Origin of the sequence: Parafrankia soli (genome assembly GCF_001854695.1) — a bacterium.
Taxonomy (GTDB): Bacteria; Actinomycetota; Actinomycetes; order Frankiales; family Frankiaceae; genus Parafrankia; species Parafrankia soli.
The window spans coordinates 1-10,843 of sequence record NZ_MAXA01000027.1 but is presented as its reverse complement, the minus strand read 5'-3'; the positions used below and the strand labels follow the sequence as shown (position 1 = coordinate 10,843).

Genomic DNA, 10,843 nt, shown 5'->3' with positions numbered 1-10,843 from the left:
CAACACGGCCAGGCGCGTAACAGGCGAAGCCACACCAACCTGGCGAGACCCTCAATAGAAGAGGAACCACAATTAAGTTAAATCAAACATCCAATGAGGACCGGCTCGAACGAGAGGCGCTCGGCGGACGGCTCGGCGCGCCGCCAGCCTCACCCTGCGCGAGACCGCGCAGGCGCTCGGCGTCAGCATCGGCACCTGGAGCGCCGTCGAGAACGGTCACACGAGAATCGGCGACGACCGGCTCAGTGCGGCGGCCCGCCTCTTCGGCGCGGATCCGAAGCAGCTGCGCGCGCCGCACACCGTCGTCCCGACGCAGGCCCCGGCCCGAAGCTGGCGGGACTTCCCGCCACTGGAGCTCGCCCCGCCACTGGCCGGCGCGCTCGACGCCTTCGTCGAGCTCGGCTACCACGGCGCGAGCATCCGGGATATCGCCCAACGCGCCGGGCTCTCGGCCCCCGGGGTCTACCACCACTGGCCGACGAAGCAGCATCTCCTCGTCGCCCTGCTCGACCTGACCATGGACGACCTGCTGGAGCGCAGCCGCGCCGCCAGGGCCGAGGGCGACGGGCCGGTCGAGCGGCTCACCATGCTCGTCGAGTGCCTGAGCCTCTACCACACCCACCGTCGCCAGCTGGGCTTCATCGGCTCAAGCGAGATGCGCAGCCTCGCGGAGCCGGACCGCACCCGCATCGCCGCCGCCGCCCACCAGGACGTACAGCACATGGTCGACGACGAGGTGGTCGAGGGGTGTCGGCGCGGGCTGATGGCGACCCCGCTGCCCCGGGAGGCGGCGCGTGCCGTCGTCACCATGTGTACGGCGCTGCCGCAGTGGTGGTCGCCCGCCGGCCGCTACTCCCCCGAGCTGATCGCCAGCCAGTACGTCGACTTCGCCCTGGACGTCGTTCGCGCCATGCGTTGACATCACGCCAGACGACCTCCAGCGTTCAGGCCGATCTACCGAAGGCCGGACACCGCACTGCCACGCCATGCCGTGGCCGCGTCAGGCCGTGGCCGGGGCGTCCAGGTTGCGGCCGGTGTCGGGGTCGAACAGGTGCAGCTGGTGGACGTCCAGCCACAGCTCGGCCTTCTCGCCCTCCCGGATCCGGCTGGCCGCGTCGAGCCGGGCGACCACCTGTTCCGCCTTGCCGGACAGCTCGACCGTGCCCGCGTCGTGGGCCAGCTCCTCCAGGTCGGCGGTCCGGGCCTGCCCACCCGCCAGGGTGAAGTAGGCGAAGCTGTCCGAGCCGAGCCGCTCCAGCACGTCCACCGTGACCGTGAACCGCAGTCCCGGACAGTCCTTCGCCTGCTCCAGCGCCGCGTCCTCGAAGTGCTCGGGCCGCGCCCCGACGATCAGCGACCGGCGGTCGGCCGCCGCCCCGGTCCAGCCATCCAGCAGCCGCCGCTGGCGCTCGTCCGGGACGATCGCCCCGAGAGGGGTGCGCAGCTCGCCCTCCTCGACGGTCGCCGGCACGAAGTTCATCGCGGGTGAGCCGATGAAACCGGCCACGAACACCGTCGCCGGCCGGCCGTACAGCTCGGTCGGCGTGCCGACCTGCTGGATCCGCCCGGACCGCAGCACCGCGACCCGGTCACCCAGCGTCATCGCCTCGGTCTGGTCGTGGGTGACGTACACCATGGTCGTGCCGAATCGGTTCTGGATGCGGGACACCTCGGTGCGCATCTGCACCCGCAGCTTGGCGTCCAGGTTGGACAGCGGCTCGTCCATCAGGAACGCCTTCGGCGAGCGGACGATCGCGCGGCCCATCGCGACCCGTTGCCGCTGCCCACCGGAGAGCTGGGCCGGCCTGCGGTCCAGGTGCTCGGTGAGGTCGAGGACCCGGGCGGCCTCCTCGACCAACCGGTCGATCTCCTCCTTCGGCCGTTTCGCCAGCGACAGAGCGAAGCCCATGTTCTTCCGAACCGACATGTGCGGGTACAGGGCATAACTCTGGAACACCATGGCGATGTCGCGGTCCTTCGGCGCCAGGTCGTTGACCACCTTGCCGCCGATCCGCAGCTCGCCGGAGGAAATGTCCTCCAGGCCGGCGATCATGTTCAGGGTGGTCGACTTCCCGCACCCGGACGGGCCGACCAGGATGACGAACTCGCCGTCCGCGATGGAGAGGTTGGCGTCGTCCACGGCGAGCCGGCCGTCCGGGAACCGCTTGGTGACGTGGTCGAGAACGATGTCGGCCATGGGCGGGCCTATCCCTTCACCGCGCCGGAGGTCAGCCCGGCGACGATCCGACGTTGGAACAGCAGCACGAAAACGATGATCGGGATGGTGATGACGACGGCCGCCGCCGCGATCGACCCGATCGGCTGGGCGAACTGCGACGCGCCGGTGAAGAACGCGATGGCGGCCGGAACAGTCCGCGACTGCTCCGTCGACGTCAGCGAGATGGCGAACAGGAAGTCGTTCCAGCAGAAGATGAAGACCAGGATCGCGGTGGTCACCATACCCGGCGCGGCCAGCGGGGCGATGACCCGCAGGAACGCCTGCCGCGGGGTGGCTCCGTCGACCTGCGCGGCCTTCTCCAGGTCCCAGGGAATCTCCCGGAAGAACGCCGACAACGTGTAGATGGCCAGCGGCAGGGAGAACGTCAAGTACGGGATGATCAGCCCGAGCCAGGTGTCGAAGATGCCGATCTGGCGCCACAGGTTGAACAGTGGGCTGACCAGGGAGATCTGCGGGAACATGGCGATCAGCAGGGCCAGGCCGACGAGCAGCCGCTTGCCGGGGAATTCGAGCCGGGCTATCGCGTAGGCGGCCATCGAGCCGAGAACCACCGCGAGCGCGGTGGAGATGAGCGCGATCCCGAGGCTGTTCAGCAGTGCCCGGGTGAACAGGGACTCGCCGAAGATCTCCCGGTAGTTCTCGAAGGTCCACTCCTGCGGGATGAAGCTGCCGTCGGTGATGCTGGCCGGGGTCTTGAACGACAGCGACACCAGCCACAGCAACGGCACCAGCGACATCCCGACGATGACGAGGTTCGCGGCCGACCAACCGAGCAGCGCGGTGCGGTCCCGCGACGGGCGACGGGCGCGCGCCGCGGCAGGGCCGGCGGCGGGAGCGGAGGTGACGGTGGTCATCAGCGGTGGCCCTCCCCACCGGGCGCGGCGACGCCGAACCCCTTGACGAAAACGAACGCCACGAGCGCCACGACGAGGAAGATGAGCACCGACAACGAGGAGCCGACACCCAGGTTCAGCGCCGTGAACAGGTTGTCGTAACCCAGGATCGACACCGACCGGGTGTCGTACGCCCCGGCGGTCAGCACGTAGATGCTGTCGAAGATGCGGAACGCGTCCAGCACCCGGAACAGCAGCGCGACCAGGATCGCCGGCTTCATCAACGGCAGGATCACCCGGGTCAGCCGCTGCCAGGCGGTCGCCCCGTCGACCTTCGCCGCCCGCAGCAGGTCCTCCGGAACCAGCGCCAGCCCGGCGAGCAGCAGCAGCGCCATGAACGGCGTCGTCTTCCACACCTCGGCCAGGACGATCACGGCGATGCCGTGGACCTGCGAGGTCAGCGGGGCGGCGTCACCGAACAGGCCGGACAGATAGCCGGTGTCCGGTGTCCACGCGTACCGCCAGCCGAACGCGGCCACCACGGTCACGATCCCGTACGGAATGAGGATCACCGTCCGGATCAGCCCGCGGCCGATCAGTGCCCGGTGCATCGCCAGCGCGAGCGTCAGCCCGAGCACGAACTGAATCGCCACCGAGATGACCGCGATGATCACGGTCACCGCGAGTGCCTGCCACCACAGCGGCGAGGTCAGCACGGTCGCGTAGTTCGTCAGCCCGACGAACTCGGAGTCCGCGGGGAACCGCAGGTCATAGCGGTGCAGCGACAGATAGACCGCGTACCCGACGGGATAGCCGGTCACGGCCAGGATGACGACGACCGCCGGCGCGCACAGCGCCCAGCCGAGCCGGCGTTCGGCTCGTGCCCGCGCCGAAAGCGGAGCTTTCCGCCGCGTCCCCGGCTCGCTCGGACTGCGCACGTCGCCGCGCTCCTGCCCTCGCCGCTCGGACAGGCGCCGCGCGCCAGGCTCCGCTCCGTTCGCGGTCACGGCACCAGTCCCTTCGACTCGAGGGCGTCGGCGATCGCCCCGCGCAGCTGCCCGAGCCTGCCGAGACTCGCCGAGGACGGCGGTGAGAGGGTGTGCGCGATCTGCAGCGACACGCTCTGGTAGGCCGGCGTCCGCGGCCGCACGCTGGCGTTCTGTAGCGCCGTGTAGATGGCCGACGCGAACGGGTAGCCGCCGTCGATGAACTCCTGGTCGGTGTAGAGATCCTCGATGGTCGGCGGGAGCCCGCCGTCGATCGCGTCGCGGATCTGGTTGTCCCGGCCGGTCAGGCACTCGATCGCGGCGGCCGCCTCGGCCCGGTGCGGGCTGTAGGCGCCGATCGCGAGGTTGTACCCGCCGATCGTGCTGTGCGACGGCTGACCGGGCACCAGCGTCGGCCACTGCGCCCAGCCGATCTGCTCGGCCAGCCGCGGGTTGTTCTGCCGGGCCGACGGATAGATGAACGGGTAGTTCAGCTGGAAGGCGGCCGAACCCGTCTCGAACGCCAGCCTGTTGTCGTCCTCCCGCTGGTTCGACCAGGACGGGTCGGCGGCCGGTGAGTGCGCCAGCGCCCGGATCGCCTCGACGGCCCGCTGCGCCGGCGTGCCGAGCACCACCTGGGTGCCGTCCTCGTTGAGGATCCGGCCGCCGGCCGAGGCCACCAGCGAGTTGAACAGCACGGTGTAGCCCTCGTACTGGGCGCCCTGGACCTCGACGTAGTGCGGCCTGCCCTGCTCGGCCAGCCGCCGGGCGTCGGCCAGCATCTCGTCCCAGGTCCGCGGCGGCCGCGGCACCAGATCCTTGCGGTACCACAGGAGCTGGACGTTGGTGTTCAGCGGCACGGCGTGGAGCTGGTTCTCCCAGGTGCCGGTCCGCACCGCGGCCGGCAGCATCCCGTCGGTGAGCCGCCTGGCCTCCGCCGCCGGGAACGGCACGATCCAGCCGGCTTCGGCGAACTCGGCGGTCCAGGTCACGTCCAGCGCGAGGATGTCCATCGAGGAGTCCTCGGCGGCGAGCCGCCGCACCAGCTGCTGGCGCTGCCCGTCCGAATCGTTCGGCAGCATGTTGACGCCGATCGTGTACCGGCCGTTCGACGCGGCCGAGCAGTCCGCGGCCGCCTTCGCGAACGAACCGGACGACTCGTTGTAGACGTACCAGGTCAGCCGCACCGGGCCGCGGCCAGCTCCGTCGCCGGAACCGCCGCAGGCGCCCAGGGCCAGCACCGCGGCCAGTACCAGCGCTCCCACGGCGGCCGCCGTGGACCGGCCGCCCCGGCCTCTCGGAGTGCCGCGACTCGGCATGCCGCGGCTCGGGGTGCCGCGGCTCGGCGTACCGCGGGCGGATCCGGGCGTTTCCGGATCGTGGCCGAGATGCCGGCCGGCTCCGTGAGGTTCACGGGGTCGACGGGCTTGTCGGATTCCCATAGGCCGTGCTCACCACCCCACATCGCGCCACCGGAAGCGGCGCGCGGACAGCAGATACTCAAAGCCGGAGGGTGTCCGGCGGCTACCGCGCTGACAGTCGCACCACGTCGTCCCCGGGCCGTGCATCCTACGGTCGGCCGACCGTAGGTGGCTCCGCCATTCCCGGGCGCATGACGACGTAAACGTGCCGTCACGGGAGAATTTCGTAAGGCACACATCCCGCTGCCTTGCGTAAATCGCGCGGGAGCTTCATCTCGGTCTCGATGCTCTCGACCCGTGGGGCTCGCCGGCATCTGGACCGACATCTGGACGCCCTCGCGGATCTCGAGACCGGGTGGGCGGACACGGCGAACGGGCGGACATGCCTGTCAGCGGTCGGACATCGACCCGATCGACCACCGTGAACCAGAGCCGGGACGCATATTCACATCATTCCAGCACGGGCTCCGGTACCCGACTCTCCGCACGTTGATCGTTCGGGACGGTCTGTCGGTCTGGGTCACGGCCTGCCACACCTGGGCTTAACCTGGTATCGACCGGAATAAACGGGGAAGGAGATCTCTCTATGACCAGGTGTCCGCACGCATACTGTCGACGGTCCCGATGAGTGCGCCGGTGGTCGTCGCGGTGGTGGGTGGCGGGGCGAGCGGTTGCCTCGCGACCACCCAACTGGCAAGGTCCGTGGCGGTTACCGGCCGTAGGTTCACGATATTGCTCGTCGAGCCGGACGACGTCGGTGAGGGCCTGGCTTATCGGACGCGAGATCCGCGGCACCGGCTCAATGTCCCGGCCGCGAAGATGAGCGCGTTCGACGATGACCCGCAGCACTTCCTGCGCTGGCTTCGCCGGCACGTCGCGGTCGACTTTCCTTCCGGTGGCTTCGCACCCCCCCAGTTCTACGCCGACTACCTCCGCCACACGCTGGAGGAGACGCTGCGCGCCGCGACCGGGGTGCGCTGCGAGCAGGTGTGCGCCCGCGCGACGGACGTCCGCCGGCACGGCCGCCGGCTGCGGCTGACGCTCGACGACGGGACCAGCCACCCGGTCGACGCCGTCGTCCTCGCGCTCGGGCACGGTGCTCCGACGACGTCGTGGGCTCCGCCGGCGCTGGCCCGGTCGCCGCGGTTCGTCAGTGATCCGTGGCGGGCCGATTCCCAGCCTCGCGTCCCGGCCGGCAGCGACGTGCTCCTTGTCGGCTCGGGCCTGACCATGGCCGACATGGCCCAGCGCTGGAGCTGGGCCGGCGTGCGCCTGCACGTGACCTCGCGTCATGGGCTGCTTCCGCTCCCCCACGCGCTGGACCCGGCGCCGCCGCTCGCCGCCCCGGAGCTGCCCGACGGTCCGGTGAGCCTCGCCCGGGCCCGCCACCTTGTCTTCGATCACATCCGCGCGGCCGGTGGCGACTGGCGGCGAGCCGTGGACGGGCTGCGCCCGGTGACGGCCGAGCTGTGGTCACGGCTGGACGCGGCTGCCCGGTCGAGCTTCGTCGCCACGACGATGCGGCGTTGGGACCAGGTCCGGCACCGCGTCGACCCCGCGGTCCACGCCTGGCTGGAGCAGCGCCGCGCCGAGGGATCGCTGGTCGTGCACGCCGCGCGGGTCGTCGACGCCCGGGAGACCGCGGCCGGCGTCGAGGTCTCGCTGAGTGACGGCTCCCGGGTGCTCGCCGCGGCCGTGGTCAACTGCACCGGTGCGGGCGCCGGCGTGCGGACCAGTCATGATCCCCTGGTCATGAACCTGCTCGCCTCCGGCCTGGCTACCCCGGACAGCCTGGACCTGGGCTTCGCCACCGAGGGGTCCGGGCGGCTGGTCGCGGCCGACGGACCCCGGCCGGCGATCTGGGCCATCGGGCCGTTGCGGCGGGGGGGAGTTGTGGGAGAGCACGGCGATCCCCGAGATCCGCGGCCAGGCGGCCGCGCTCGCCCGCGCCGTCGTGGCCGCCCTGCCCGGGCCACGGGTCGTCCGGCGGGTGCGCGACCCCTATGGCCTGCCCCTCACCGCCAGCCCGGAGGCGGCCGACCGCTATGTCGCCGGGCTCGGCCGGATCCTGCGGGTGCGGTCCGGAGCCGAGACGCTGGCCGTCGAACCGACCGCCGGCCACGCCGTCCACGCGAAGACCCACGTCCACTACGAGACCGGCGACCACGAGGCCGGGCTGGCCTGGTTGGACGGCTGGATCTCGACCTGCGGGTCGGACTCGTCGCACCGGGCGCACTTCGCCTGGCACGCGGCCCTGCACGAACTCGCGCTCGGTGACGACAGCGCGGCCCGCACCCGCTTCTCGACCCAGCTCTCACCGCCGGCCGTCTCCGGGGTCCGGGCACTGATCGACTCGGCGTCGCTGCTGTGGCGCGGCTTCGCGGCCGGCGCCTGGACGTCGGTGGAACTCGGACCGGTGCTGGAGACCGTCCCCGGCACGTTGCTCGTCGATCCGCCGATGCCCTTCGTCGGGCTGCACTCGGCGGTCGCCCTCGCCGCCGCGGGCGACTGCCGCCGACTCGCGCAACTGCGCCGGTCCGCGGCCGCCCGGACCAGCCCGGTGTTCACCGACACCGTCGCGCCACTGGCCGACGCCCTGATGCACCTCCTGCACGGTGATCCCGACCGGGCCACCGACGCGCTGATCGCCCTGCCCGGCGTCGAGCGGCTCGGGGGCAGCGCCGCCCAGCGCGAGATCGTCGAGGACACCACGATCTACTGCGCCATCCAGGCCAACCGACCCAACATCGCCCGGTCACTTCTGCAGAACCGACTCGAGCGCCGCTGCTCCCCCCGCGACGTCCACCGCCGTGCGCAGCTCCTCACCGGCCAGCAGACCGCGCGCTCGTCACCGAGCGAGTGACCGGTGGTTCGACCCGGGCCGGCGGGTGGTGGACGGAGCCTGGAGGCTGTCCGTGCGACCGCTCCTCGTGACCGACCAGCCCTCAGGGTCCGCCCGAGGTGCTCGCGCGCACCCCGGGCTACATGGCCTGGTTCGGCCAGTTCGTGCAGGTAGACGGCGCCGCCCGGCTGCTGACAGACGACGAACGCGATGCCCTGCTTGCCGCGGCGGACAAGACGGGTCGGTCCGGCCCGTGACACTCGCCGAAGCCCGCGGGGTGTCGACGAGGCCGGGGCAGGCGGCACTGACGTGGATCCCTCGTGCCGCAAGGGCCGGACAGCGTACGGACCAGGCCCTCTGTGGCGTCGACCCGGAAGTCGACACTCACCGGAAGCGGGACCTCGCGGGGATACGGCGTGAACTTGCGGGCATGTACGGCGGACGCCCTCGGGGCGGGTGCGGCGACGTCGAGAGGCTGGGGCATCGGTGAAGGCGCTGCGCCACGGAGATCCTGCATCCGTCGGTCCGTTCCAGCTCGCCGCGCGGCTGGGCCGCGGCGGGATGGGTGTGGTCTACCTGGGAGTGGACGCCGCGGGCCGGCAGGCCGCCGTGAAGGTCCTGCGGGACGAGTACGCCGACGATCCGGACTTCGTCCGACGCTTCAGCAGGGAGGTGGCCGCGGCAGCGGCGATCGACAGCCCGCGGGTGGCGCGGCTACTCGATGCCGACCCCCAAGCGGAGCAGCCATGGCTGGCCGCGGAGTACGTCCCGGGATCCGACCTGCTGACGGCGGTCGCCAGGCACGGCCCACTGCCGGCGGACCGTCTGCGGAGACTGGCGATCGAGCTGGCCTCGGCGCTGGTCGCCATCCATCAGGCCGGAGTGGTGCACCGCGACCTGAAACCGGGCAACGTCATGCTGGCCCCCGACGGCGCGAAGGTCATCGACTTCGGCATTGCCGCCGGGCTCCCCGGCACCGTCACCGCGACCGGGGTGGTTCTCGGCAGCGTTGGATACATGGCCCCGGAGCTTCTCGACACAGCCGACCGCCCCGGGCCCGCCGCGGACGTCTTCGCCCTGGGGCTCACCCTCGCCTACGCGGCCGCCGGGAGGGCTCCGTTCGGCGACGGTCCGCTTAGTTCCCTCCTCTACCGGACGGTCCATGCCGAGCCCGACCTGACGGCTCTCCCGCGACACCTGCGAACGGTGGTCGCCGCGACAGTGCGCAAGCAGCCCGACCGCCGTCCGAGCGCGAGCCGCCTCCTCGGCGAATTGTCCACCGTCTCGCCCGCAGGCGGACCCCCGACAGCGCCGATCGCAGAGCCCGCAGAGCCACCCGCAGAGCGTCTGGCCCAGGCTCCGCCGCCCCGGCGGTCCTCCCCCGCTGGTTCCTCGGCAGCATCCTCGCCCCTGCCGTCCGCACGGTTCTCGATCGTGGACCTGGACACCGTTCCCGACGGACTCACCGCCTCCCCACCAGCCGAGCCGGCCACCGCGCACACCGCTGCGGATGCGAGCGGCCGTAGGCGTCGCCGTGCGCTGGTACCCGTCGCCGGGATGCTCGTCGCCCTCGCCGCTGCGGCCAGCCTGCTGGCGGCATCCGACCCTGAAACGGCGGTCCAGCCCCCCGCGGCCGCCCACGGCACCACTCCAAAGGCCATGCACTCCTCGCCGCCGACCTCCCGCCCATCGGCCGCCACAACCGCCCCGCCCGACGCCGAGTCCACGGTTGGGCAGGATGCCGGCTCCTCCGGCGGGGGTGCGTCCACGCACACCACCGGGAGCGCCGCGACCAGCGCGCAAGGTGCCCCGGCCGTGACAGGTCAGCCAGTGGCCGCCGCCCCGGCGTCGGACTGCGCCGCGTCCGGAACCGACGGGGCGGCCTCGGATGGCGCTTGTGAGTCGAACGAGGACGGCGGCGGCTCGCAGACCGCCGCCCGAAACAGGGGCCACGGGCCTCCGCCCTGGGCCGGTCAGTCAGGAAGGCCGGAGGCGCTGCTCTCCCGCTGATCCCAGCCCTCAGGGTGTGCCTGCCAGGGGGATATCGTCCGCGAACTCGCCGCCACCGTCTGACCGCCGGTCGCCGGGATGCGAGCATGCGCTGCTTCCTCATACCGCAACAACGCCCGACAGACCCACTCGGACCGTGCCGCGCAGGAAGTCCACCGGTGTGAGTCAAGGCGCGGCACCGGGCCGCGCCGCATGTATCACCCGAGCAGACGGGCTGGCAGTCAGTCGCGGAGTACGTGTGGTCGACCGCCCAATCTGTACGGTTGCGTCCGCTGTGAACCAAACGTCGCCGCTTCTTTGGAGGTCGGGAGCGGCGCCAGCGCCGACCGGCGGCAGGATTTGCTATCAGGAGCTGACCGCCGCGGCTACGGCGACGACATCATCGATCATTGTCCGGCAGACAGCCGCGGTGGCGGACCAGGGCCTCGGCGAGATCGCGTAGCGTAGCGGGCTGTTGCGTAAGGTAGCGGCAGTACCGTCGGGCTGGGGTACGCCTTCGCCGAGATAGCGCA

General features: G+C 71.5%; 9 protein-coding genes and 2 pseudogenes. 6 read left to right on the top strand and 5 right to left on the bottom strand.

What is annotated here, in order from left to right; genetic code table 11:
* Positions 1-154 precede the first annotated feature (154 nt).
* Together BBK14_RS41990 and BBK14_RS39565 are read left to right on the top strand one after the other, a co-directional pair.
* Positions 155-445 (top strand): annotated as a pseudogene (locus tag BBK14_RS41990) (helix-turn-helix domain-containing protein); the annotation flags it as partial.
* Positions 446-517: 72 nt separating this feature from the next.
* The gene (locus BBK14_RS39565) at positions 518-919 is read left to right on the top strand and encodes a TetR-type transcription factor C-terminal domain-containing protein (RefSeq protein ID WP_198541172.1); all 402 of its coding nucleotides are present in this window, start codon (positions 518-520) and stop codon (positions 917-919) included.
* A gap of 81 nt (positions 920-1,000) precedes the next feature.
* Here the strand turns inward: BBK14_RS39565 and BBK14_RS04440 are convergent, their stop codons facing one another.
* Genes BBK14_RS04440 through BBK14_RS04425 form a run of 4 tightly spaced genes read right to left on the bottom strand, consistent with a single transcriptional unit; the run spans position 1,001 to position 5,323 of the window.
* Complete coding sequence (locus BBK14_RS04440) at positions 1,001-2,197, bottom strand: ABC transporter ATP-binding protein (RefSeq protein ID WP_071059933.1); 1,197 nt, start codon at positions 2,195-2,197, stop codon at positions 1,001-1,003.
* Between the two features lie 8 nt (positions 2,198-2,205).
* A complete protein-coding gene (locus BBK14_RS04435) occupies positions 2,206-3,093 on the bottom strand; it encodes a carbohydrate ABC transporter permease (protein ID WP_275078443.1) in 888 nt (295 codons plus the stop codon).
* Positions 3,093-4,079: a carbohydrate ABC transporter permease gene (locus tag BBK14_RS04430; RefSeq protein WP_071059932.1), complete on the bottom strand. Its 987-nt coding sequence runs from the start codon at positions 4,077-4,079 to the stop codon at positions 3,093-3,095. Before BBK14_RS04430 ends, BBK14_RS04435 begins: the two co-directional genes overlap by 1 nt.
* Positions 4,076-5,323, bottom strand: coding sequence for an ABC transporter substrate-binding protein (locus BBK14_RS04425; RefSeq protein WP_083390715.1), 1,248 nt, complete (start codon positions 5,321-5,323; stop codon positions 4,076-4,078). Before BBK14_RS04425 ends, BBK14_RS04430 begins: the two co-directional genes overlap by 4 nt.
* Positions 5,324-6,103: 780 nt before the next feature.
* Between BBK14_RS04425 and BBK14_RS39560 the strand changes: the two are divergent.
* Positions 6,104-6,514 (top strand): annotated as a pseudogene (locus BBK14_RS39560) (FAD/NAD(P)-binding protein); the annotation flags it as partial.
* Positions 6,515-6,879: 365 nt separating this feature from the next.
* Here BBK14_RS39560 and BBK14_RS39555 read toward each other — a convergent pair.
* The gene (locus BBK14_RS39555; protein ID WP_241831126.1) at positions 6,880-7,182 is read right to left on the bottom strand and encodes a hypothetical protein; all 303 of its coding nucleotides are present in this window, start codon (positions 7,180-7,182) and stop codon (positions 6,880-6,882) included.
* 188 nt (positions 7,183-7,370) lie between these two features.
* Between BBK14_RS39555 and BBK14_RS39550 the strand changes: the two genes are divergently transcribed.
* The 3 genes from BBK14_RS39550 (at position 7,371) to BBK14_RS04415 (ending at position 10,331) form a co-directional block, all read left to right on the top strand.
* Positions 7,371-8,342, top strand: a complete 972-nt coding sequence (locus BBK14_RS39550; RefSeq protein WP_241831125.1) for a tetratricopeptide repeat protein — start codon at positions 7,371-7,373, stop codon at positions 8,340-8,342.
* Positions 8,343-8,440: 98 nt separating this feature from the next.
* Positions 8,441-8,578: a hypothetical protein gene (locus BBK14_RS38060; RefSeq protein WP_157904210.1), complete on the top strand. Its 138-nt coding sequence runs from the start codon at positions 8,441-8,443 to the stop codon at positions 8,576-8,578.
* 229 nt (positions 8,579-8,807) lie between these two features.
* Positions 8,808-10,331, top strand: a complete 1,524-nt coding sequence (locus tag BBK14_RS04415) for a serine/threonine-protein kinase (protein ID WP_071059930.1) — start codon at positions 8,808-8,810, stop codon at positions 10,329-10,331.
* Positions 10,332-10,843 lie beyond the last annotated feature (512 nt).